The sequence below is a fragment of the Parasediminibacterium sp. HNIBRBA5674 genome (assembly GCF_056745525.1).
In genome coordinates this window covers 34,291-56,204 of the sequence record NZ_JBQWIE010000016.1, presented here as the reverse complement: position 1 = coordinate 56,204, position 21,914 = coordinate 34,291, and the positions used below count along the sequence as shown (strand labels likewise).

Genomic DNA, 21,914 nt, shown 5'->3' with positions numbered 1-21,914 from the left:
CACCATCAATTTTAAAATAGCACCGTTATGATTTCACTATTATTATCACACCAATGGAAGGCTTTTTGGCGAAGCCGTAATGCTGGCAAAAGCGTTGCCATTCAAATTTTCATGGGCTTTTTAATGTTGTATTTGTTAGGTAGTGCTTTGCTACTTGGCTTTGCAGTAAAAGCCATTATTAAAGAGCTAGTACCAGGCCAAGATGTAGTGACCGTTTTCAGCGGCTTAATACTATACTATTTCGCCTTCGATATTTTAATGCGCTTTATGCTGCAAGAGTTGCCTACAATTGCTGTACAGCCTTATTTAGCGCACAATATCAAGCGCAAGCAACTGGTAAATTTTTTAAACTGGCGTTCTTTATTCACCTTTTTAAATTTACTGCCGCTTATTTTATTTATCCCATTTTCTATTACAGGTATTGGTAAAGCTTATGGCGCAGCAGTAGCTACAGGTTTTGTAGTAAGCATCATTAGCTTGTGTGTATTCAACCACTTTTTAATACTGTATGTAAAACGCAAAACAGTAATAAGCGCTTGGTGGATGGTTGGCTTTTTTGTAACTGTAGTATTGTTTATGCTAGGTGATTATTTCGGTATTTTCTCACTACAAAAAGTGTCTGCTTTTTTATTCACTGGTATTTTACACAATGCATGGCTATGCTTAGTAGCTATTGCTTTTGCAGCATTAGCATTTATTAATAACAGTAAGTTTTTGTACAAGAATTTGTACATAGAAGAAATCAGCAAATCAGCGAAAGCCAAAACCTCAAACGAGTTTTCTTGGCTACAACGTTTTGGCAATATTGGTGACTTAATAGCAGTAGACCTTAAATTGATTCTTCGCAACAAAAGACCTCGCTCTTTACTTATGCTGTCAGTAATATTCTTAGCTTATGGTTTTATTTTTTACAAGCAAGTATATTTTGAAAAAAACATGCTTGGTATGGTGCTAATGGGTGGCATATTTATTACAGGTATGTTTATGGCAAGTTTTGGGCAGTTTTTATTTGCTTGGCAAAGCGTACACTTTGATGGCATTATGGCAAGCAATACCAACATCAAAACCTTCGTTAAAAGCAAGTTCTATTTGCTTACTGCTTTTAGTACCATTGCTATGTTGGTTTCTCTACCGTATGGCTTCATTAACTGGCGCATTATTCCTATACAAATAGCAGCGTATTTTTTCAATGTAGGTATTCACTCTATCATGTGCATCTATTTTGCTACACGCAGCTACAAAGGCCTCGATTTAGGTAAAGCAGCCACTTTTAATTACCAAGGCACAGGCGCTGCACAATGGTTGTATAGCTTGGCTATTTTCTTGGTTGGCGGCTTATTATATTTCCCTCTTGGCTTTTTCGTAAATCCTTGGGCAGGCATTATTGCCGTTGGTTTACTTGGGTTAACAAGCTTCTTGCTACAAGATTGGTGGATGGAGATTTTAACCAAAGAATTTATGCTACGCAAATACAAAATACTTGAAGGCTTTAGAGAGAAATAGCGACCGCTGATTAAGATGATTTGAATGATAACCATGATTAAAAAGGAACAAGCTTCAAGAAACATCAGAACATAAAACACAGAACAAAAAACAATAGAACAACATAACCACAAACTTCAAACTATAAACTAAAATACCATGCTTACAGTAAACAATATAGGAAAAGTATACAACGGTAAAATAGCTGTTGACATTAACGAACTACACATTCAACAAGGCGAAATCATTGGCCTTGCAGGCAATAACGGTGCTGGTAAAACCACCTTCTTTCGTTTGATTCTCGACCTTATTAGGGCAGATCGTGGTGAGATTTTATCGAAAGATAAAAGCATTACCAAAAGTGAAGAATGGAAACAATACACAGCTGCTTATTTAGACGAAGGCTTTTTAATTAACTACCTTACACCAGAAGAGTATTTCTATTTTGTAGGTAAATTGAATAACTTGTCTAAAGCCGATGTTGATGAGTTTTTACAAGGCTTTACCAGCTTTTTTGATGGTGCAATTTTAAAGAGTGGTAAGTACTTACGTGACCTATCAAAAGGTAACCAATTTAAAGTGGGTATTGCTGCTTGTATGTTGCAAAATCCTGAGTTGCTAATATTAGATGAGCCTTTTGCAAACTTGGATCCATCATCACAAAGCAGACTAATACAAATGCTACGTGAACTACACGAAAAAAAGCGTATGACCATACTAATAAGCAGCCACGATTTAAACCATATTACTGATGTGTGCAAACGCATTCTGGTAATGGAAAAAGGTAGAATTATTAAAGACATGCAAACAAGCGAAGACACACTTCATGAGTTAGAATCTTATTTTAAAGTATAACAAACACAGTTGTATGACACAGATAAAACAATGGGTAAAAACTGGTGAAGGTCATTACCAATTTAAACATGGTGATGAAGACCTTGCAAGCCTTTTTATTGACTATAAAAGCAACAATAGAAAAGCATTAGTAACCATTAATGGCGAATCATTTACCATAAAACAAACTAACCTGTGGAAAAACCACATGGCCGTTACCAATGCATCTAACAATACCATTATTACCATTGTGCCAGAGAAATGGTATTCAAGTAGCTTTTTGGTACAATGGGGCTTACTCAATTATGAGCTTAAAGTACGCAATAACCCAATGGCAGAATGGGTATTGCAGCAAGATGGTAAAGATGTATTGGCGTACGGTGTTAAAAGCAATAATGGTAAGGTGGTTACACAAATTACCGAAAATAATACCGAGCCTGCTATTATTTTGCACGCAATACTTTGGTACCTATTTTTACCCATTGCCATAGAAAATAGTGGCGACAACCTTATGTTTATTTTAATGGCTACGGCTTAATTTTATAGTAACATGCATTTAAAAAAGAAACGTTATTCCCTTTTAAAAGTAGCACTTTGGTGCATAGGTGTAAATCTTGTACTTGAGTTTTTTGGGCTGTTTATTATTGCATTTATAAAAGTGCCTGAACAAACTTACAAACTAGAAGATTTTACTACTCTTAAAAGCATTGTAGAACTAGTTGTAGGCATTATTTTCAATATTGTTTTCTTCTATTACACGCTCAACTATTTTCACAGACTTATACTGCTTAAGAAAAACGCATGGTATTATATAGTCTATAGTTTTTTATTACTTGCTGCATGCGAGGCCTATTATTTTACATCTCATAAGTTAATGCCTTATCTATCGCCCAAAGTGCCAACCAAAGCACCTATTAGCATGGGCGTTATTATTTTTTCTACCGTTTTGGCTACCTTATTTTTAATTGGCATTAGCTTATTAATTGCCTATTTAAACAGCCTACGTGACGATAAAAAAATGCAGAAAATACTAGAAATACAAAGCCTTCAGGCCAATTATAATTTCTTAAAAGCTCAAATCAATCCGCACTTTTTACACAATACACTTAACTTTTTCTACGCTAAATCTTTACCGTATTCAGAAGAATTGTCTGATGGTATTTTAACGCTATCGCAAATAATGCGCTATGCATTAAGTAAAGACAATGCTATTGATGGCAAGGTACTTTTGAAAGATGAAATTGAGCATCTACGCAATGTGATTAAAATAAATCAGCTACGTTTTAGCAATAACCTCAACGTTAATTTTGAGGTACATGGTATTGTAGGCGAAGTGATGATGATACCATTTGTATTAATTACCATTGTAGAAAATGCCTTTAAGCACGGCGATTTAAAAAACCCAGATTACCCAATAGAAATAAAGCTCACAGTAGAAGATGATGTGCTAACTTTTGTATGTAAAAACAAAAAGAAAACTGGCCCTAAAGAGCTATCTACTGGCATCGGTTTAGATAATACCAAAAAGCGCCTTGATATGGTGTACCGCAATAGATACAGCATCAATATTATAGACGAAGCAGAATTTTATACCACCGAATTAATCATCAATAAGTTATGATAAAATGTTTAGTAGTAGATGATGAGCAACACGCTATAGACATCTTGGTACACTATATTAAGCAAACCCCTTTTTTAGAGTTAGTAGATACAACTTTAAACCCAATAGAAGGCTTACAAATAGTAGCTTCTAAGCCTATTGACTTAGTATTTCTCGATATTCAAATGCCAGAGATTTCTGGTATTGATTTTATAAAAGCCATTGGCAATAAAAGCAAGGTTATTCTTACCACTGCTTATACCGAATTTGCGGTAGAAGGTTTTAATTTAGAGGTGATAGATTACTTGCTAAAACCTATCAGTATGCCACGCTTTTTAGCCGCTACGCAAAAGGCTTTAAAGGTTATTCATCCTGCAAAAGAAGAGGAAGAACTGCCAGATATAGAAGACGATTACTTGTTTGTAAAAACAGAATCTAAAGGCAAAATGTTGAAGATAAACCTAGCCGATATTGATTACATAGAAGGCATGAAAAACTATGTAGCCATTTATCGTAGTGGGCAAAAAATATTGGTGTACACCAATATGAAGGACCTTGAAGAACGCTTACCACAAAAGCAGTTTATGCGGGTACATAAATCGTTCATCATTCCTATAGCTAAAATTACAGGCATTGAAGGCAATCTTATAGCGTTGAAGAATGTAACAGCAGAAATATTATTAGGTGAGAGTTATAAGCCTGCATTTATGGCTATTATAAAAAGTAAGTTGGTAGATTGACCGTTGATGTAGATGATTGAAAGATTTACTGTGATTAACTTTTAGTTTACAGGTAATTTTCCAGTGATTGCAAAGCTTACAATGGCTATGCAAACAATGGCAATAATGGCAAACATCAGTATAAACTTAGCCCTACGCACAGCAGCTTCATCTTTGCTTTGTAATGATTGATAGAGCATTTTACAACCGTACAATAATACCACTACAAATGCTGCAAATAGTAGTACGTAAAAGGTATAAGTAGCAGATGTTGCGTTAAGTAAGGTCATGTAGTGCTAGTTGTAAATAAAGTAACAAAACATTAGCACAATAGTTAAGGCAACCAATGCTTTTAGTAAACTTCTTTGTCCTATTTTTAGCTTTACTGCGTTCTGCTCTTTTTTAGCTTTTACTATTAAACGTATGGAAACAATAGTGTAGCCCAAGCAACTTAGAAATGGTAAGAGCAACACTATCAATAAGGGTAGAGAAATGAAAATATATCTAATTCCATCCATCTATACCTTCTTGGTTTGTTTGTAATCATTCTTTAGCAGCCATTGTAGCACTTTGTCTCTTTGGTCACCTTGAATAATAACTTCAGCATCTTTTGCCGAGCCACCTGTACCACAAAAGTTTTTGAGCTTTTTGCCCAAATCTTCAAGATCAGCATCGGTACCTATAAAGCCGGTAACTAGTGTTACAGCCTTACCGCCTCTGTGTTTGGTTTCGAGGCGAATTCTTAGTTTTTGCTGCACAGCAGGTAGCGTTTCCTGTGCAGGTTCATCATCTTCTAGCTTAAAGTTTGGGTCTGTGCTAAACACAAAACCATTGGTATTTGAAGTGAATTTTTTAGCCATTGCTTCTATGGTTTTTACATTACAGTATTACAGCTTTTAAACTTAAGTCTACACTTTGTGCTTGATGTATCAAGCCGCCCACACTTACATAATCCACGCCTGTAGCCGCAAAGCTTTGTATGGTATCTAAATTAATGCCGCCACTAGCTTCTGTTTCAAAAGCACCATTAATGATGGCAAGAGCTTCTGCTATTTGTGCGGGTGTAAAATTGTCTAGCATTACACGAAACACTTTGCCTTTACCTATGGCACAAACGGTTCTTACATCGTCTAGTGTTCGTGTTTCTACTTCTATTTTAAGCACTGGCTGTAGCGACTGTGCATAGTTGTAAGCCTTATTAATAGCTTGTTCTAGCCCACCTGCATAGTCTATATGATTATCCTTAAGCATTATCATATCGTACAATCCAAAGCGGTGATTAATACCGCCACCTATTTTCACTGCTTCTTTCTCTAATAGGCGAAAGTTGGGTGTGGTTTTACGTGTATCTAATAGCTTGGTGGTGTAACCTTGTAGCTTTTGTGTGTATTGGTGTGTAAGTGTTGCTATACCGCTCATGCGTTGCATACAGTTTAGCACCAAGCGCTCACAAGTAAGTATGGTATGTATATGTGCTTCTACCTCAAAAGCGATATCGCCATATTGCATGGCATCACCATCTTTTTTGTAGGCTTTAAATACTACGGTAGGTTCTACTATTCTAAATATTTTTTCTGCTACGCTTACGCCTGCTAGTATACCTGCTTGCTTTACTTTTAGCACGGCCTTGCCTAGTTTGTGTATAGGTATACAACTGATGGTGCTATGGTCGCCTGTACCCACATCTTCATGTAGCGCTTCGGCTACTAAATGTTCTAATTGCTCGTCAAAAGGGCGCATGATAGTTTTTAAATGTTTGCTACAAAGAAACAAATATTAGGTGTATGATATGCTATTATCTACGCTGCAATAAAAGCTGCATAGCGATAAGAACGTAGAAGTGTGACGCAACAAAAGCCTAATAGTAGTACAACGGCCGACTAACAAAGCCTTTTACAACGGTGTTTTAACGTGCTTTTGCCCCATTTTGTAGGCCTACGCACAGGCTGTTAATAATAAGATAATCAACAGATGACTATGCAATGATTTTTATGGTTTAAATTACGCAAAACATAGTGCATATGCGTTGGAGAAAATTTAACGGAGAAAGCATCAACTTGCCCATTAAGGCAGCAGTACGTGAAGCCATTATTAAGGAAACTGAAAAAGGTACACGTTTGAAAGTTTGTATTGGCACCGATAGCCAGGTGAAAGGCTCAGAAACTGAGTTTGCCACAGTGATTGTTTTCTTGCGTGAACATGCAGGTGGGTTTATGTACATCCACAACGAGAAAACAAAAATGCGGTATCACCTGAAAGAAAGGATGCTGGTAGAGGTGGCAAAAAGTATTGAAATAGCCTACGAGCTGTGCGACTTGTTTATAGAGCACAAGGTAGATATGGAGGTACATGCTGACATTAATACCAATCCTGCCTTTAAAAGCAACGATGCCTTAAAAGAAGCCATGGGCTATATTTTAGGTATGGGCTTTGCCTTTAAAGCCAAGCCTGAAGCCTTTGCCAGCAGTTGTTGTGCTGATAAAGTGTGTAACTAAATAGGCTTATTCACGGTGCTTTATTACAACAATTGTGATGGAGAAATCTCCATCTGCAACTCCTACGCTCTTATATTTCGGTACGCTCTTTACCAAACTCGCTATTGCAGTTTTCTATAAAGGCCAATATCTCTTCTCTACCTTTATTTTTCTCGGCACTTGTTACAAAACTCTGTGGTAAAAACTGCCAACTTTCACGCATGGCGTCTAAAAATGCTTTTACGTTTCTTTCTACTACGGCTGGTTTTTCTTTGTCAGATTTTGTAAATGCCAATGTAAAAGGCACTTGCCATCTTGCCAAGTTGGTTAAAAACTCAAGGTCATTTTTTTGTGGGCCGTGACGGCTATCTATTAGTACAAATACGTTTACTAGATTTTCTCGCTTGCGCAAATAATGTTCTATCATTTGTTCCCAACGTCTTCTATCTGTCATAGAGCGTTTAGCATAACCATAGCCTGGTAAATCTACCAAGTACCACTTGTCTTTCAAGCCTTTTTGGGCAGAAGAACTTTCTATAGCAAAATGGTTAATTAACTGTGTTTTACCAGGTGCAGCCGATGTTTTAGCCAACTTTTGGCGCTGTGTAATAGAGTTTATAAGCGAAGATTTACCCACATTACTTCTACCAATAAAAGCATATTCTGGTCTATCTGCCTTAGGGCATTGTAAATAATCGGCAGACGATATCACGTATGTAGCTGAAGTAATATTCATGCCGCAAAAGTAACTTATGTGGCGGTATTTATACGCGTTATTGGTTTTCTATCGAAATAAGCATGTTTCCAAGTGCTTTCTTTTACAAATTAAACAGCTTTTTTAGCAAAACCATAAGCCCACCAAATAAGCAACACTTGTAGCGGTAGCCTTGCTACAGTAAGCCATGCATAAGGATGCTGCATGTGCAGAAAGTTTAGCATCATTTGTATATTGGCAGGAAACACCGCCAATAACAACAAAATAATACCCCAAGCTGCCAAGCGTCTTGTACGTAATGGTAATAGCAACAAGCCCAATAATATTTCAAAAACGCCGCTAAGTATTACCAAAGCCTCGTGATAGCCTAGCCATGCAGGCATAATAGCTAGATATATGGCTTTGTGCCAAAAGTGATTAACCCCTGCTACTACATATAATACCGACATGCTGTAAAGAGATAATTGTCGCACTAGCATATTTTGTTTCAAAGCTAGTGTAATTGTGGCGCTAATATGCAATACTTGTTACGACTACCTACCTACAAAATCTCTCATAGGAAGCTTCTTACGTAAAAACTAGAATACCCTAAATTGCAATTTCAACCCCTTAAAAAATGACACTGCGCCACACTACCTATGCTTTTGTAGCTATAGCTATTGCTTGTAGCTGTAATAACAGTACCACCAACAATATAGTAAAAGATACTGCTGCCACAGCAACACCAACTTCATCAGCTACTATTATCACTACCATAGATGTAGATACGAGTTACAAGCTAAATCCTGCTACCAATACCGATTCTGTAGTATTGAATACTGATGCCTACCTTGTAGCTACCAAGCCAAACGAAGGCGACCCAGGTGAGCTAATTGGTGTATATAACAAAGCCACTAAGCAATCTTTTGCCATTGCAGGCGAAGATTATTTTGTAGACCTAAAAGGCAATTATCTACTTACAGAATCAGGTACAGCCGCTAATTATAGGTCGTTTTCTGTATACGATTTAACTACTTTAAAAATGGTATTTTCTGGTCAATATGAAACAGATTTAAGCCTTCAAAACAATATTGTTGGTTTTAAAACAGCAGTAACCATTACTGACCAAGCATTGAAACCAAAATGCAGCCCACAACAAAAAATTCCAGTAGATAATCTTGGCTATATCGAACAGCAATATTTTAATCTTGCCACAAAAACGCTGCAAAAAACAGGCAAATACGAGTGTTGGTATTTTGAATAATAGTTGTTTTAAAAACGTGTTCCTCTTTCGGTCAACGGTTAAGCTACAAATCTCAAATTCAACATTTCAAAATCCCCTTTGGGGGACTTAGGGGGCTACACTAACCTTACAGAGACCTTATAGGGATGTTAGTTCTAGGGTAAAAGGGAGTCATACACCTATCGCACTGTCTTTTTGCGATACAAAAAAGCCGCTACACGTGTCTGTGTAACGGCTTCGTAAAAGGTATTGTACGGATGATTGTACTATTTAATACCGTATTTGTACTTGTATCTTTCGTACAGTTGTTTTTGTTTATTATCTAGGCTTACTTGGCGGCCTTGTATAAATGCGTAGGCTACATTGCTGCTTTTCATGTCTAGTATATCACCATCGGTTACTATTATATTGGCATCTTTACCTGCTTCTATAGAGCCTGTAGTTGCATCTACACCTAGTATTTTAGCAGCGTTTAGCGTAATGGCAGATAAGGCTTCTTCTTTGCTTAAACCATAGGTAGCGGCTGTACCTGCATTGTAGCTTAGGTTGCGGTAACGAGCTTCGTCAAACGCATCGTTGATGGCAAATAATACACCTGCTTTTTGTAACACGGCTGGCGTTTTATAAGGCTGGTCTACATCATCATCTTCTGTAGCTGGTAGGGCGTGCTGCTGGTTTAATATTACTGGAACGTTATTGGCTTTTAGCAAATCGGCTATTAAAAAGCTTTCGCTACCACCAATGATGGCAATGTTAAAGCCAAACTCTTTTGCAAAATCGATAGCTACTAGCATTTGCTTAACTTGGTCAGCATGTACAAATAGTTTTTGCTTTTTCTCAAACAAACCTTTTACTGCTTCTAGCTTTAGGTTGGTAGCAGCGTGTGTAGGTTCAGCTAAGTAGGCTTTTGCTTCGTTAAAGAACGCTTTTATTTCGTCTACTTTATCTAAAGCGGCTTTGTTTGGGTCTACAGCTTCGCCACCGGCAGCACCAAAGCCACGGAAGCCGCCACCGCCTCTTCTACCACCACGGGCAATAAAGCTTGGCATGTTTACATGAATAGCGCCATCCATTTTGTAAGCTGCGTCTTCCCAGTTCCACGCATCTAGCTGTACCACAGTAGATGAACCACTGATAACACCGCCTTCTGGCGTAACGCTAGCTAATAAAATACCATTAGCCTTCAACACATTAATAACACGAGAATCGGTATTGTAAGCTGTTATAGAACGAATATTGGTGTTGTAGTCACCTAGTTCAGCATAGTCGTTACTACCACGTACACCATTGGCTATTTCTTTTAAGCCAAGATCGGTTGATGATAATATTAAACCAGGATACACATGCTTGCCTTTACCATCTACCACTTTAGCACCACTAGCTGGCGTTACGGTTGTAGATACTTGTACAATTTTGCCATCGTTTACTTCTACAGTGGCACCTTCTACCACCTGACCATTGCCGATGTGAACAGTGGCATTGGTAATGTATAATTTGCCCTTAAAGGCTGGTGCAGGATACACCACTTCTTGCGCTGTTGCAATACCCGCTAGCAATAAGATAGCCGATAGAGAACACAATATTTTCTTCATAATTAGTTCTTTAGTAGATGATTAATTTTTACCGTCGCCTTCTTGTTCGTCTATTGTAATTAGGCCATTGTGATGACCGTGGTCGCCACAGCTAAGGATTACTTGCCAGCTAGGTTCAGCCGGTCTCATTGGTATACCTGCTCTTTTCTCGCCACCCAATTTTGAGATTAAGCGGTTACGTTCTGCTGCTATTTTCTTTCTAGCGGCTTCGTCGTTTTCTCTAGAGAAATAAACAGTACCATCTACAATAGTGTACAAGCTTTTAGCATAAATGCTTAATGGATTATCGCTCCACAATACTAAGTCAGCATCTTTACCTACTTTAATGCTACCTACTTTATCATCTACATGTAGTGCTTTAGCTGGGTTTAAGGTTACCATTTTTAAAGCATCTTCTTCTGGTACACCACCGTAGCGCACTGTTTTACCAGCTTCTTGGTTTAAGCGACGTGCCATTTCAGCATCATCTGAATTGATACAAACGTTTAAGCCTGCTTTGTACATAATAGCAGCATTGTAAGCTATAGCATCTGTAACTTCTACTTTGTAGTACCACCAATCAGAGAAAGTAGAGGCACTAGAACCGTGTGCTTTCATTTTGTCAGCTACTTTATAACCTTCTAGTATGTGTGTAAATGTGTTGAACTTAAAGCCATATTTATCGCCCACACGCATAGCTGCGGTGATTTCGCTTTGTACATAAGAGTGGCAAGTGATGAAGCGTTTTTTGTTCATGATTTCTACCAAGGCATCTAACTCTAAATCTCTACGTGTTTTAGGGTCAATTTTCATGGCTTTTTGGTAGTCAACTGCACGAGCAAAAGCATCGTTTAATACTTCTTCTACACCCATTCTCGTATCAGGAAAACGGTTGTTGTTTTGAGAAGTTGTACGCTTAACATTTTCGCCTAATGCGAACTTGATAAAACCATCCCAACCTTTAAATTTCAAATCATCGTCATTAGCACCCCAACGTAGTTTGATTAACTGTGTTTGGCCACCAATGGTATTAGCAGAACCATGTAAAATGTGAGAAGAGGTAACACCACCACTTAGTTGGCGATATATATTAATATCTTCTGGGTTTAAGTTGTCGCCTATTCTTACTTCAGAAGTTACAGATTGTGTGCCTTCGTTAATAGAAGCAGCAGCAATGTGTGAGTGCTCGTCAATAATACCAGCCGTTAAGTGCTTGCCTGTACCATCAATTACTTTGGCGCCGTCAGCAGATAGGTTTTTGCCCACTTTGGCAATTTTACCATCTTTTACTAGTACGTCTGTATTTTCTAGTTTACCATCTTTTTCGTTGGTCCAAACTGTTGCATTTTTAATCAACATGGTTTCTTGCTTAGGTAATTCTTCGTTACCATAACCATCGAAAGGAAAGGTTACTTTGCCTAAACGCAAAGGCGGTGTAGGACGTTTTCTTGTACTATCAACAGTTACGTTTGCTTTTACGAAAGAAGCCGTCCAAGTAACACGGTTACCAGCAGTGTCTTCACCTGTACCGCTCCAAACATCGCCATTGGCAATACCGCTTAAGCGAAACTGTGTAGCGGCTGCGCCAAAGTTACCTCTACCGCCACCGAAACCGCCTGTAGGTGCGCCGCCTGCATTAGCACCACCGCCTCTTCTTGGTGCAACTGGTGAGAAGCTTAGTTTCACAATTTTACCATCGAAGCTGAATTTTGGAGTCAATGTGTCTTTACCAATTACAGATGCTGCGGCAGCGCCTTTAACATCTAATGTATAATTGATAGCCCCACTTGGTGCATTGATTACTAAGTTGTACGTTGCTTTTACATCGTTCCAGCCATCTGCTTTTACAACGTATTTTTTACCTTGAACGTAGTTATCTAAAATAGATGCTTTTTCAGAGAAAATGCTATCGGTAGTGATTAAGAAGTTAGCCAATTTGCCAGCTTCTAAACTGCCCACTTTATCGTAAACACCTAATAATGTAGCAGGTGTTTTTGTTACTGCATCCATTGCTTTTGCAGGCGTTAAACCATATTCGATGGCTTTACGCAAGTTGGTTAAAAACAATTTTAGGTCACGTAGATCTGCAGCGGTTAAGCAGAAATTCACATTTGCTTTTTCAAACGCAGCAGGGTTTGTAGGTGCTAGTTCCCAATGTTTCATATCGGCTAATGATACAAATCTTGCATCGTTAGGATCTTCAACATCCATTGCTTGTGGAAAGTTAAGCGATAAGATATAGGTCGCTTTTGTAGCAGCAATTTCTTTAATGCGTTGATATTCGTTGCCACCACCTTTAATAATGTATTGTGTACCGAATTCTTTCGCTACTCTATCTGCACGTAAGTCAACCCATTTATCTTCTGCCTCAAATATTTGTGGTAAAGATTGTAAATCGTTGAATGCTTGTAATGATAAGTTGATGCCCTCTGTAGCAGGTTTGGTTTTGTACCATTGTGCGTCTAAATAAGTTTGGCGCAACAAAGCGATGCTGCCCATTACGCTACTCGGGTAGCTTTGTGTAGAAGTACCTTTGCTGAAAGAATAGTGCGCTGATGCTTTTTCTTTTAGCAATGCAAAATTATCTTCTGTATTAGCCAAAGTAACTACTGCGCCGCTACCACGAATGATACCATCTTTAACGTGTGTTAATACCGTACCAAAACCACTTTCACGGTAGGTTTTTGCTTTTGTATCATCTACTGTAAATAGTTTAGCTGCATCAACTTCTGGTTTTACTGCTTGGTTCCAAGCGTAAGCACCTTTGGTGTTAGATGTAATTTGTGCTGGAGCATTAAAGTTAAATCCACCTGCACCTAGCTGACCTAGCTGACGCTGTGGTGTAGCTACACCATAATCGGTATAAATGTCTACAAATGAAGGATAGATAAACTTGTTGTTACAGTCTACCACTATCGCATCTTTAGGAATGCTTACAGTAGTGCCTACACTTACAATTTTGCCATCGCGAATAACGAGTGTAGCTTTTTGTAACGTAGATGTTGATGACTGAACGATGGTGGCATTGGTAAAGGCATAACAGCCATCCCTTTTGTCTGCAACACCATTAACTGGAAATGTTTCCTGAGCCTGTAATAAACACGTAAACAAGAGCCCCGAAAGCAATAGCTTCAATTTTCTCATAAATTACTCAGTTTGCTTTGTGATGAAGGCTAAAGCTAATGATTGTGTAGACAAAAAACAGCCACTCATCAATAAAAATGATGAATGGCTGTGTAGAAGTGATGGATTTGAAATTTTGCTATTTGAATTGACCGTTATTCACGTCATTAATGAAGCTGATAACGCCGGGGAAAAAGTGTGCTTGGTCATCCCACATTGATAGGTGGCTACCTTCTGGGCAGTACAGGTAACGCCCTTTTTGTACTTGGGTGCTTATCCATTTCATGTGTTCTGGATCCATGGTATCGTGCTTAGCCCCTACTGTAAGTGTAGGCACTTTAATTTCTGGCAAGCGGGCTTTGATATCCCAATTAGCCAAACGACCTGCTACACCGAATTCACTTGGTCCTTGCATCATGGTATAAATTTCATTATTGGCATGTTTAAATGCTCTATTTACAGCATCGGGCAATTCTGGCAAGCGGCATAAGTGTTGGTTGTAGAAATTAGGCATTAATAATTCCATGTACTTAGGGTTTTTAAAATCGCCTTTCGCTTCTATTGCTCTAATGGTATCTAATACTTTTGGTGGCATTTGCTTGGCTAAAACATCATTCGCATATTTACCATAATCAGGACAGCTTGCCATCATGTTACAGATGATTAAACCTTTGAGATTCTGCTGGTATTTAAGTGCATACTGCATAGCCAACATGCCGCCCCAAGAGTTGCCCAATAAATAGAAGTTGTCTTTATCGAGGTGTAATGCTTTACGTACCTGTTCTACTTCTTCTACAAATCGGTCAATGGTCCAAAGGCTACTGTCTTTAGGTTGGTCGCTATAGTATGAGCCCAACTGGTCGTATTCTATCATTTCGAAACCTTCTTGCGGAAAGAAACTCTCAAAACTTTCAAGGTATTCATGTGTCATGGCTGGGCCACCATGTAATAGCAATACTTTGATTTTTGGGTTATTACCAATGGTTTTGGTCCATACTTTAAAAGCGCCAATTGGGGTTTCTACAGGAATCATTTTTACACCTGCAGATTGCACACCAGAGTCGTGTTGTGCGAAATATGCTTTTACTGTTACTGATTTGTTCTCAGTTTTTTGGGTGCAAGCCCACAGCAGTAAGCCGAAAAAAGGCAATACTAGTAGTAGTTTTAGTTTCATGGCATTTGATGGTTTATGTATTGAAGATACCTTAAAACACCATAAACGACAAAGAGTTTCAAACTAGCTTACCCTTTGGCCAACCTGCTTGAAACTCTTTGTTTTATTGAGTAGCCTACTTTAAAAGTTATCTACCCATGTATACCATTAGTATTTGTACATCGCTTGGATTCACACCGCTAATGCGGCTTGCTTGGCCAAGTGTGTGTGGGCGAATTTTTTTGAACTTTTGCAATGCTTCATTAGACAGTGCATTCACCTTATCGTAGTCAAAAGAATCTGGGATAATTGCATTTTCTAACTGCCCCATTTTATTTACTAGTTCTTGTTCTTTCTCTATGTAGCGTTCATATTTAACTTGAATTTCGGCCTGTTCTAACTCTTTTTCATCAAAGCCATTCAAGTGTGCTGCTAGTGCAGGTATTGCCGTCATCATCTCTTTTAAGCCCACATTTGGTCGTAAAATGATTTTATTAGCCCTTTGTTTTTCAGTTATTGGTGACGACTGAATGGTTTCAAAGTATGGATTTATATCGTCGGCTTCTACATTAAAGTCTTTTAAAACAGACGTGATTTGCTTTACGCTATCTAGCTTTTTATGCACTTTGTCTAATCGCTCTTTTGATGCTAAGCCAAGATTGTAGCTCATTTCGGTTAAGCGTAAATCTGCATTGTCTTGACGTAATAAAGTTCTGTACTCAGCACGGCTTGTAAACATTCTGTATGGCTCGTCTGTGCCTTTACTGATTAGGTCATCTATCAATACACCGATGTAAGCCTCGCTCCTTTTAAGTACAACCGGTTCTAGTTCTTTTGCTTTTTGGTGCGCATTAATACCTGCCATCAACCCTTGGCAAGCCGCTTCTTCATAGCCAGTAGTGCCATTGATTTGACCTGCAAAAAACAGGTTATCCATCAGCTTGGTTTCTAGTGAATACTTTAATTGCGTAGGTGGAAAGTAATCGTATTCGATAGCATAACCGGGCCTAAACACTCTACAGTTTTCAAAACCAGGCACTGTGCGTAGGGCTTTTATTTGTACATCTTCTGGTAAAGAAGTAGAAAATCCATTGACGTATATCTCACAGGTATTCCATCCTTCTGGTTCAACAAACAGTTGGTGTCTGTCTCTTTCAGCAAAACGGTTAATCTTATCCTCAATGCTAGGGCAATATCTTGGGCCACGGCCTTCAATTCTACCTTGGTACATAGGACTTCTATCAAAACCTGTTTTAAGAATATCGTGTACTATTTGATTCGTGTAAGTAACATGACAGCTTCTTTGCTGTTCGGGTTTTATTTTTTCAATGTCTAAATAAGAGAAGCCAGTAATGATATCATCGCCTCTTTGTTCTTCCATTTTAGAATAGTCTAAGCTTCTACCATCAATACGAGGTGGTGTACCCGTTTTTAAACGATCACTTTCGAAGCCATACTCAACCAATTGTTCGGTAATACCAGTTGCCGCTTTCTCTCCTACACGACCGCCACCAAACTGTTTTTCGCCAATATGGATAACGCCATTTAAAAAAGTACCACTAGTTACTACTACCGATTTGGCTTTTATTTCGTTGCCCATACCTGTAACTACACCACAGGCTTTGTTGTTTTTAATGATTAATGCGCTTACCATGTCTTGGTAAAAGTCAACATTGGGTGTTTGCTCAAGCATTTCACGCCAAGTTGCAGCAAACTGCATTCTATCGCTTTGTACTCGAGGGCTCCACATGGCGGGGCCTTTACTTACGTTTAGCATGCGAAACTGTATCATGCTCTTGTCTGACACAATACCACTGTAGCCACCCATTGCGTCTATCTCTCTTACTATTTGCCCTTTGGCTATGCCACCCATTGCGGGGTTACAACTCATTTGGGCAATGGTTTGCATATTCATAGTAATCAACAATACCTTGCTACCAAGGTTAGCGGCAGCAGCGGCGGCCTCGCAACCTGCATGACCCGCACCAACCACTATAACATCATATTCTGGAAACATCATTATTTCAATTGAAAGGCAAAGATAAAACAAGCCCTTGACGACATGTGAAACTTCTCGAAAAACATAATGTTCCACGTGAAACACAACATAAGGGGTGTGTTTGAGAGCGAAAAACGGGGTCAATTATTGTTCCACGTGAAACAAATTGATGTAAAAATCTTCTTTGGCTCGCATGGTTTTAACCTCTTTTGTAGACTTGTCGCCATAGCCACAAAGATGTAGGGCGCCATGAAACAACACCCTTAATGTTTCATCTTGTACAGACGAGTTGTGTTGAGATGCATTATCCTTAACTCTATCAAGACTAACATACACCTCACCTACTATGGGCTGATGGTTATCAGAAAGAGGAAAAGTTATGATATCGGTATAATAATCGTGCTGCAAGAAGTCGTTGTTCATTTGCAACAAGTACTCGTCAGAACAAAAAACATAGTCGAGCTTCTCAAGCGGCTTGCATTCGTGATCGAAAATACTAGCAATAAATAGCTTGAGGCGTGTCTTGTTTTTAAGTGTTAGTTGTTTGTCTGCAGAGTGAAACGATACTAGTTGCATAATTAGAACATGGTTTGTTATATCAAATTTCGTAACAAAAAGCTACAGTACAAGTTTACATTTGCAACATAATAGACAAGATGAAAAGATTAAGTGATTTGGCGGTTGGTCAAAAAGCAGTCATCCATTCTTTTGAGAAAGATGAGATATTCATTAAACTTATGGAAATGGGTTGTGTACCTGGAGAAATGGTAAAAGTGATTCAGGTGGCGCCACTTGGAGATCCGATTTCAATTGCTGTTTCGGGCTATAACTTAAGCCTACGACTAAGCGAAGCCAACAGTATTTTTATAGAAGATGTTGCATAGCGCATTCAAAAAAGCATAGAATAATGAAGGTTGGTTTATACTTTGGTTCTTTTAATCCCATTCACATTGGCCACTTAATAATAGCCAACCACGTGGTTGAGCACACAGATGTAGACCAAGTTTGGCTAGTGGTGAGTCCTCAAAATCCATTAAAGCCTGCAGCAAGCTTATTAAACGAGTATCAAAGACTACATCTTGTACAATTAGCAATAGAGGACAATGCACACCTAAAAGCTTCTGACGTAGAATTTAAATTACCGAAGCCATCTTATACTATAGACACCCTCGTTTATCTAGAAGAGAAATATCCCAATCATCAATTTAGCATTATACTAGGTGGTGACAGTTTTAGCAATATTGGCAAATGGAAAAACGCAGATATTCTACAGAAAAACTACAACCTCATCATTTACCAAAGACCCGAATTTGCAATTGCAAAAGACCCTGCCAATAAAAATATAACAGTTTTGAACGCCCCCCTACTAGACATCTCGGCAACAACTATTAGACAATACATCAAACAAAAGAAAAGCATTCAATACTTAGTAACAGATAAGGTGCGAGAAGAGATTGAAAAAAATGGGTATTACAGATAGGCTACTCGTAATACCTTTGCACAAAGCAAAACAATGCTAGTAATGGTTATAATTTTAAACGACCGATTACGTTTATAATAGGCATTAAACAACTTTGGTAGCAAACCCATATGGCTCAACATAATCCTCAAATTTTTCAGACCAATAATCCAACAAGATGGCAGCGCTTTAAATGGGCTGGCAGAATAATTTTAGTGCTAGCATTGGTGGCATTTGCAGCAGTGGTTATTGCCTTGGTAAACGCATCATTACCAGATATACCACTTGAAGGCAGGGCCATAAAGAAAGTATTATCTGAAAAGGTACCCGACTATCGAGAAAGTAAAATGGGTAGAGAGTATCGTGGTATGCGCAAATACATACAGGAACGATGGGCCAAGGGACAAGGTATGGGGCAAAAAAATCCCAATTTAAATCTCTCTACCTCTACCATGTTTAACGATAGCCTAGGCATACGTGCGGCTTTTTATGTAAACTGGGATCCTCAATCTTTTCTATCACTAAGAAGAAATATCAGCAAGGTAAACCTAGTGTTACCAGAATGGTTTTTTATTGACCCGAAAGCAGATACACTAATTGCCAATATAGACAAAAAGGGCTTTGATGTAATTAAGGCTGCAAAGGTGAAAGCAATGCCTATACTTTCAAACAACTACAATAGTTTATTTAGTGGTGATGCCTTACACAGAATATTGAATAATAAGGCAAAAAAAGAGAGACTGATTGCTGATGTGTTGCGCCTAATTACCAAGTACAAGTTTGCAGGTATTAATGTGGACTTTGAAGAGTTGAAAGAAAGCAATAATGAAGTACTAAGTACATTTCAGCGAGAGCTATACACAGCCTTACACGAAAAAGGCTTTATGGTTACACAAAACGTATCGCCATTTAATGAGGATTATGACTACAAGGAACTATCGAACTATAATGACTATATTTTTTTGATGGCTTATGACGAACACTCAGAAAGTACAAAGCCTGGACCAATTAGCGGTCAAAGATGGGTAGAAGCGGCCGTAGATCATTTAACCAAATTTGTTCCGGCTAAAAAAATTGTTTTAAACATGGCCGCCTACGGTTATGATTGGAAAAAGGGTAAAGTAGATGGCCCGCCACTCACCTATCAACAAGCATTGGTTACAGCAAGAGAAAGTGACGGTATTGTAGACTTTGATAACGATAGTTACAACTTGCATTATGAATACTATGACGGTCAAGATATACTGCACGAAGTTCATTTTACAGATGCTGCTACTAACTTTAATACACTGAGATTCGCTACTGAATATGGCTTAGCTGGCACAGCCATTTGGCGACTTGGTGCAGAAGATAATCGCCTGTGGGATTTCTACGATTTGCCAATGACAAAACAAGCTTTGCAAAAATTTAACTTCGATGAGTTTAACAAGGTTCCTGGTTTATCTGAGGTTGACTTTATGGGTCAGGGTGAAATTTTAGACGTGCTATCTACACCAAAGGATGGACAAATAAAATGTGAGATAGATAGTGCCGATATGATAATAGCAGAGGAAAAGTATGAAACATTACCATCTAGTTATGTAGTGAAAAAATGGGGCTATACCAATAAACCCAAAATTGTATTAACCTACGATGATGGCCCTGATACAAAATATACCAAACAGATTTTAGACACCTTAGCCTACTACCATGTGAAAGCAAGTTTCTTTTTAGTAGGCCTAGAAGTAGAGAAAAATATACCACTTGTAAAACGCATTTATCGTGAAGGCCACGAAATAGGCAATCACACATTTACGCACCCAGACATGAGTGCTGTAAGCAACCAACGTGCCCTACTAGAAATGGATGCAACACGTTTGTTAATAGAATGCATTACCGGCCATAGTACCATTTTATTTCGTGCACCATTTAATGCAGATTATGAACCAGAGAAGCATGAGGAGATTGCACCTGTTGCATTGAGCAGAACCAGAAATTATATTACCGTTGGTGAAGGCTTAGACCCAGAGGATTGGCAAAGAGGCTTGTACAAAAACTTTACTGCTGATACCATTTTCAACAGGGTTAAAAGATCATATGAAAATCATCTAGTAAATGGCGATAGCATTAATATTGTATTGCTACACGATGCTGGCGGCGACAGAAGTCAAACGGTATTAGCTACAGGTATGTTGATTCGTTATTTTAGAGCAAAGGGTTACGAGTTTACAACGGTAGCAGATTTACTTGGCAAAAAACCAGACGATGTAATGCCACCTGTACCACATGGCAATGGTTATTATTTATTGCAAATAAATTATGGTTTAGCAGAACTTGGCTACTTGAGTGGCTACATTTTTTATGCGTTGTTTTTAGTATTCATGCTATTGAGCGCTATTAGATTAATCACTTTGGGCGTGCTTGCAATTTTGCAAAAAAAGAAAGAGAAATCGTTCACGCCTGTAATACCATCAAGCTATCCGTTAGTTTCTATAATAGTACCCGCTTATAATGAAGAAGTAAATGTAATAGACTCATTACACAATTTGCTAAAGTGCGATTATCCTAATTTTAATATTGTTTTTGTAGATGATGGCAGTAAAGATGCTACTTGGCAAAAAGTGACCGAGACATTTAGTAATCATCCAACCATTAAATTATTTACAAAACAGAATGGTGGTAAGGCGTCTGCATTAAACTTAGGTATAGAAAAAACAGAAGCAGACTATGTTGTGTGTATAGATGCTGATACAAAGCTTGCGCCTGATGCTGTAAGTAAATTAATGGAGAACTTTTTTACAGAAAAAAAGGATACAGAGAAGGAAGTAGGTGCAGTTGCTGGTATTGTAAAAGTAGGCAACGAAGTAAATGTGCTTACCAAATGGCAAAGTATAGAATACATCACGAGTCAAAACTTTGATAGAAAAGGTTTTGCTTACGCAAATGCTATTACAGTAGTGCCTGGCGCCATTGGTGCATTTAAAAAACAAGCTATTGTAGATGCAGGTGGATTTACAACAGATACACTTGCAGAAGATTGTGACCTAACTATAAGAATATTAAGAGCAGGCTATATTGTTGCCAATGAACCGAGAGCGATAGCCTACACAGAAGCACCTGAAAGTGTAAAGCAATTTATGAAACAGCGTTATCGCTGGAGTTTTGGTGTAATGCAAACATTTTATAAGCACAGGGATTTAATGTTAAATGTTAACCATCGTTCGCTAGGCTTTATAGCCATGCCAGACATGTTATTATTTAAATATATTGTGCCATTTTTTACACCGCTTGCCGATATATTAATGCTATTTGGCTTATTTACGGATAATGCGGGAGAAATAGGGTTTTACTATATTGTATTCACATTTGTAGATGCAGCCATTGCGGCATTATCATTTTTATTTGACAAGGAAAACCCGAGTAAACTAATATGGCTAATACCACAACGTATTATTTACCGTTGGTTGATGATGATAGTATTGTTTAGATCATTTAAACGAGCGATAAAAGGCGAACTACAACATTGGGGCGTTTTAAAAAGAACTGGTAATGTGAAAATGGCTAATGAAGCAAAATAAAGAGCG

At 38.2% G+C, this 21,914-nt stretch carries 20 protein-coding genes; 10 read left to right on the top strand and 10 right to left on the bottom strand.

All coding sequences use genetic code 11. The features are described from left to right. Positions 1-27: 27 nt before the first annotated feature. The 5 genes from ACT9TX_RS09705 (at position 28) to ACT9TX_RS09685 (ending at position 4,656) form a co-directional block, all read left to right on the top strand. Positions 28-1,503, top strand: coding sequence for a DUF5687 family protein (locus tag ACT9TX_RS09705; RefSeq protein WP_481338087.1), 1,476 nt, complete (start codon positions 28-30; stop codon positions 1,501-1,503). 138 nt (positions 1,504-1,641) lie between these two features. Then, positions 1,642-2,337: an ABC transporter ATP-binding protein gene (locus tag ACT9TX_RS09700; protein ID WP_481338086.1), complete on the top strand. Its 696-nt coding sequence runs from the start codon at positions 1,642-1,644 to the stop codon at positions 2,335-2,337. Positions 2,338-2,350: 13 nt separating this feature from the next. Next, positions 2,351-2,854: a hypothetical protein gene (locus tag ACT9TX_RS09695; RefSeq protein ID WP_481338085.1), complete on the top strand. Its 504-nt coding sequence runs from the start codon at positions 2,351-2,353 to the stop codon at positions 2,852-2,854. Positions 2,855-2,866: 12 nt separating this feature from the next. After that, complete coding sequence (locus ACT9TX_RS09690) at positions 2,867-3,937, top strand: sensor histidine kinase (protein ID WP_481338084.1); 1,071 nt, start codon at positions 2,867-2,869, stop codon at positions 3,935-3,937. Then, positions 3,934-4,656, top strand: coding sequence for a LytR/AlgR family response regulator transcription factor (locus ACT9TX_RS09685; RefSeq protein WP_481338083.1), 723 nt, complete (start codon positions 3,934-3,936; stop codon positions 4,654-4,656). Before ACT9TX_RS09690 ends, ACT9TX_RS09685 begins: the two co-directional genes overlap by 4 nt. A 41-nt stretch (positions 4,657-4,697) precedes the next feature. On the opposite strand, the gene ACT9TX_RS09680 is transcribed toward ACT9TX_RS09685, so the two are convergent. The 3 genes from ACT9TX_RS09680 to nadC form a co-directional block, all read right to left on the bottom strand. After that, positions 4,698-4,925: a hypothetical protein gene (locus tag ACT9TX_RS09680; protein ID WP_481338082.1), complete on the bottom strand. Its 228-nt coding sequence runs from the start codon at positions 4,923-4,925 to the stop codon at positions 4,698-4,700. 228 nt (positions 4,926-5,153) lie between these two features. Next, positions 5,154-5,495, bottom strand: coding sequence for a translation initiation factor (locus ACT9TX_RS09675; RefSeq protein WP_481338081.1), 342 nt, complete (start codon positions 5,493-5,495; stop codon positions 5,154-5,156). 19 nt (positions 5,496-5,514) lie between these two features. Further along, a complete protein-coding gene (gene nadC / locus ACT9TX_RS09670) occupies positions 5,515-6,375 on the bottom strand; it encodes a carboxylating nicotinate-nucleotide diphosphorylase (RefSeq protein ID WP_481338080.1) in 861 nt (286 codons plus the stop codon). Between the two features lie 281 nt (positions 6,376-6,656). Here nadC and ACT9TX_RS09665 point away from each other — a divergent pair, with 281 nt between their 5' ends. Then, on the top strand, positions 6,657-7,130 hold the full coding sequence (locus ACT9TX_RS09665; protein WP_481338079.1) for a ribonuclease H-like YkuK family protein: 474 nt from the start codon (positions 6,657-6,659) through the stop codon (positions 7,128-7,130). Positions 7,131-7,200: 70 nt separating this feature from the next. Here ACT9TX_RS09665 and yihA read toward each other — a convergent pair whose 3' ends face one another. Together yihA and ACT9TX_RS09655 are read right to left on the bottom strand one after the other, a co-directional pair. After that, positions 7,201-7,845, bottom strand: coding sequence for a ribosome biogenesis GTP-binding protein YihA/YsxC (gene yihA / locus ACT9TX_RS09660; RefSeq protein WP_481338078.1), 645 nt, complete (start codon positions 7,843-7,845; stop codon positions 7,201-7,203). An 89-nt stretch (positions 7,846-7,934) separates the two neighbouring features. Then, positions 7,935-8,273: a DoxX family protein gene (locus ACT9TX_RS09655; protein ID WP_481338077.1), complete on the bottom strand. Its 339-nt coding sequence runs from the start codon at positions 8,271-8,273 to the stop codon at positions 7,935-7,937. Between the two features lie 167 nt (positions 8,274-8,440). Between ACT9TX_RS09655 and ACT9TX_RS09650 the strand changes: the two genes are divergently transcribed. Next, positions 8,441-9,067 carry a hypothetical protein gene (locus tag ACT9TX_RS09650; RefSeq protein WP_481338076.1) on the top strand — a complete coding sequence of 209 codons (627 nt, stop codon included), beginning with the start codon at positions 8,441-8,443 and terminating at the stop codon, positions 9,065-9,067. Positions 9,068-9,312: 245 nt separating this feature from the next. Here ACT9TX_RS09650 and ACT9TX_RS09645 read toward each other — a convergent pair whose 3' ends face one another. The 5 genes from ACT9TX_RS09645 to ybeY all read right to left on the bottom strand — a co-directional run bounded on the left by ACT9TX_RS09645 (position 9,313) and on the right by ybeY (position 17,468). After that, positions 9,313-10,638 carry an amidohydrolase family protein gene (locus tag ACT9TX_RS09645; RefSeq protein WP_481338075.1) on the bottom strand — a complete coding sequence of 442 codons (1,326 nt, stop codon included), beginning with the start codon at positions 10,636-10,638 and terminating at the stop codon, positions 9,313-9,315. Positions 10,639-10,659: 21 nt separating this feature from the next. Continuing rightward, entirely contained in the window at positions 10,660-13,761 is a 3,102-nt protein-coding gene (locus ACT9TX_RS09640; RefSeq protein ID WP_481338074.1) for an amidohydrolase family protein, read from the bottom strand. A gap of 118 nt (positions 13,762-13,879) precedes the next feature. Continuing rightward, positions 13,880-14,914 (bottom strand): proline iminopeptidase-family hydrolase, encoded by a 1,035-nt coding sequence (locus ACT9TX_RS09635; protein ID WP_481338073.1) that lies wholly within the window; start codon positions 14,912-14,914, stop codon positions 13,880-13,882. A 127-nt stretch (positions 14,915-15,041) separates the two neighbouring features. Continuing rightward, the gene (gene mnmG / locus ACT9TX_RS09630; RefSeq protein ID WP_481338114.1) at positions 15,042-16,910 is read right to left on the bottom strand and encodes a tRNA uridine-5-carboxymethylaminomethyl(34) synthesis enzyme MnmG; all 1,869 of its coding nucleotides are present in this window, start codon (positions 16,908-16,910) and stop codon (positions 15,042-15,044) included. Positions 16,911-17,036: 126 nt separating this feature from the next. Continuing rightward, positions 17,037-17,468, bottom strand: coding sequence for an rRNA maturation RNase YbeY (ybeY, locus tag ACT9TX_RS09625; RefSeq protein WP_481338072.1), 432 nt, complete (start codon positions 17,466-17,468; stop codon positions 17,037-17,039). An 80-nt stretch (positions 17,469-17,548) separates the two neighbouring features. On the opposite strand from ybeY, the gene ACT9TX_RS09620 reads away from it, so the two are divergent. The 3 genes from ACT9TX_RS09620 to ACT9TX_RS09610 all read left to right on the top strand — a co-directional run bounded on the left by ACT9TX_RS09620 (position 17,549) and on the right by ACT9TX_RS09610 (position 21,908). Further along, on the top strand, positions 17,549-17,776 hold the full coding sequence (locus ACT9TX_RS09620) for a FeoA family protein (RefSeq protein ID WP_481338071.1): 228 nt from the start codon (positions 17,549-17,551) through the stop codon (positions 17,774-17,776). A gap of 23 nt (positions 17,777-17,799) precedes the next feature. Continuing rightward, positions 17,800-18,372: a nicotinate (nicotinamide) nucleotide adenylyltransferase gene (gene nadD / locus ACT9TX_RS09615; protein WP_481338070.1), complete on the top strand. Its 573-nt coding sequence runs from the start codon at positions 17,800-17,802 to the stop codon at positions 18,370-18,372. 110 nt (positions 18,373-18,482) lie between these two features. Further along, positions 18,483-21,908, top strand: coding sequence for a trifunctional glycoside hydrolase family 18/polysaccharide deacetylase/glycosyltransferase family 2 protein (locus tag ACT9TX_RS09610; RefSeq protein ID WP_481338069.1), 3,426 nt, complete (start codon positions 18,483-18,485; stop codon positions 21,906-21,908). Positions 21,909-21,914 lie beyond the last annotated feature (6 nt).

Excerpts from the sequence above, each read along its gene's own strand:
- ACT9TX_RS09705 (WP_481338087.1), top strand. The coding sequence starts at position 28 with ATGATTTCACTATTATTATCACACCAATGGAAGGCTTTTTGGCGAAGC.
- ACT9TX_RS09700 (WP_481338086.1), top strand. The coding sequence starts at position 1,642 with ATGCTTACAGTAAACAATATAGGAAAAGTATACAACGGTAAAATAGCT.
- ACT9TX_RS09695 (WP_481338085.1), top strand. The coding sequence starts at position 2,351 with ATGACACAGATAAAACAATGGGTAAAAACTGGTGAAGGTCATTACCAA.
- ACT9TX_RS09690 (WP_481338084.1), top strand. The coding sequence starts at position 2,867 with ATGCATTTAAAAAAGAAACGTTATTCCCTTTTAAAAGTAGCACTTTGG.
- ACT9TX_RS09685 (WP_481338083.1), top strand. The coding sequence starts at position 3,934 with ATGATAAAATGTTTAGTAGTAGATGATGAGCAACACGCTATAGACATC.
- ACT9TX_RS09680 (WP_481338082.1), bottom strand. The coding sequence starts at position 4,925 with ATGACCTTACTTAACGCAACATCTGCTACTTATACCTTTTACGTACTA.
- ACT9TX_RS09675 (WP_481338081.1), bottom strand. The coding sequence starts at position 5,495 with ATGGCTAAAAAATTCACTTCAAATACCAATGGTTTTGTGTTTAGCACA.
- nadC (WP_481338080.1), bottom strand. The coding sequence starts at position 6,375 with ATGCGCCCTTTTGACGAGCAATTAGAACATTTAGTAGCCGAAGCGCTA.
- ACT9TX_RS09665 (WP_481338079.1), top strand. The coding sequence starts at position 6,657 with ATGCGTTGGAGAAAATTTAACGGAGAAAGCATCAACTTGCCCATTAAG.
- yihA (WP_481338078.1), bottom strand. The coding sequence starts at position 7,845 with ATGAATATTACTTCAGCTACATACGTGATATCGTCTGCCGATTATTTA.
- ACT9TX_RS09655 (WP_481338077.1), bottom strand. The coding sequence starts at position 8,273 with ATGTCGGTATTATATGTAGTAGCAGGGGTTAATCACTTTTGGCACAAA.
- ACT9TX_RS09650 (WP_481338076.1), top strand. The coding sequence starts at position 8,441 with ATGACACTGCGCCACACTACCTATGCTTTTGTAGCTATAGCTATTGCT.
- ACT9TX_RS09645 (WP_481338075.1), bottom strand. The coding sequence starts at position 10,638 with ATGAAGAAAATATTGTGTTCTCTATCGGCTATCTTATTGCTAGCGGGT.
- ACT9TX_RS09640 (WP_481338074.1), bottom strand. The coding sequence starts at position 13,761 with ATGAGAAAATTGAAGCTATTGCTTTCGGGGCTCTTGTTTACGTGTTTA.
- ACT9TX_RS09635 (WP_481338073.1), bottom strand. The coding sequence starts at position 14,914 with ATGAAACTAAAACTACTACTAGTATTGCCTTTTTTCGGCTTACTGCTG.
- mnmG (WP_481338114.1), bottom strand. The coding sequence starts at position 16,910 with ATGTTTCCAGAATATGATGTTATAGTGGTTGGTGCGGGTCATGCAGGT.
- ybeY (WP_481338072.1), bottom strand. The coding sequence starts at position 17,468 with ATGCAACTAGTATCGTTTCACTCTGCAGACAAACAACTAACACTTAAA.
- ACT9TX_RS09620 (WP_481338071.1), top strand. The coding sequence starts at position 17,549 with ATGAAAAGATTAAGTGATTTGGCGGTTGGTCAAAAAGCAGTCATCCAT.
- nadD (WP_481338070.1), top strand. The coding sequence starts at position 17,800 with ATGAAGGTTGGTTTATACTTTGGTTCTTTTAATCCCATTCACATTGGC.
- ACT9TX_RS09610 (WP_481338069.1), top strand. The coding sequence starts at position 18,483 with ATGGCTCAACATAATCCTCAAATTTTTCAGACCAATAATCCAACAAGA.